General features: G+C 56.6%; 1 protein-coding gene. It reads right to left on the reverse strand.

The genetic code is table 11. The features are described from left to right. Window positions 1-221: 221 nt before the first annotated feature. Window positions 222-914, reverse strand: a complete 693-nt coding sequence (locus RE6C_RS18740) for a transposase (protein ID WP_008659028.1) — start codon at window positions 912-914, stop codon at window positions 222-224. Window positions 915-1,071: the final 157 nt, after the last annotated feature.

Below are 1,071 nucleotides of genomic sequence, written 5' to 3' on the forward strand. Positions count from 1 at the left end.
TGACCGAGGCCCCTCGGTCAGCAACCATGTCCAACCGACTGAGAGGCCTCAGTCGGTTACGTTTCAGGACAATGCCGCACGCATTCCACGCCGGCGCATGCTGACGAATTCCCAACCGAACGAAACCAAGTCCCCACCACATGTAGCCGACTGAGGCCTCTCAGTCGGCCGAGCACTGAAAAACAACCGCGAAAACGAGGGTGGCTTTCCGACTGAGAGCCTCAGTCGGTTACGAAGTGGGCGTCTTGGAGGTCTGGGAGATACAGCCTGAACTCGCTTTCTTTCAGCCCGGCTTTCACAGGGTTGTTCTGAATGTACTTACGGAATTTCTGGAAGTGGTCCCCGTCCCGCACGAGATGATCGAAGCTTTCAGGTTGCCACAACCGGCCTTTGTGCCCGAGCAACTCGTTGATCCGTAGCGACTGGTAGTGTTTCCAATTTCGACACTGGTCCTTCAATGTCACGTTGCGATCAAAGCACACCAAAACGTGAACATGATTCGGCATCACAACGAAGCCACCCAGGCTGTATCGCGGTCCATCGAAATGCAGAAGGTTCTCAGCGACGACGTTGGAAACGTCGGGGTCTCGCAGCGGGCACGCCCCGTGCAATTCATCGAGACTGGCTTCCAGGATCGTTGCAAATTGTCGAGCGAACTGGCGTCGGACTCCCCAGTCCAAACGACCGAATGCCGCAGTCCAATCGGAAGCTTCTGGATCAATCCCCAACCGCCGGAGTGCATCGGCTCGCTGTCGCTGCCACAAATCGAACGCGGCTTGCGGGATCGAATCGCGAGTGCGGTAGGTGATGAAGTACGTCGCCCCCGGCTGTTCCCAATGGGGAAGAACACCGTATGTGACGGAGTACTCCTGCTTCGGATCAAAGAACCCAAACTTGCGACGAACGTTCGACATCCACTCAATTTAACCCCCAACCACCCACCATGTTACCAACTGATGCCATCCGACGGCCGAGATACAAAGATTGATGCGGGGCAGATGCGCATGCAGTGACCGACTGAGAGGCCTCAGTCGGTTACATGTTGGGGATCGAGCCCTGCTCCGGACGTCC

The sequence above is a fragment of the Rhodopirellula europaea 6C genome, assembly GCF_000338295.1.
Lineage (GTDB): Bacteria > Planctomycetota > Planctomycetia > Pirellulales > Pirellulaceae > Rhodopirellula > Rhodopirellula europaea.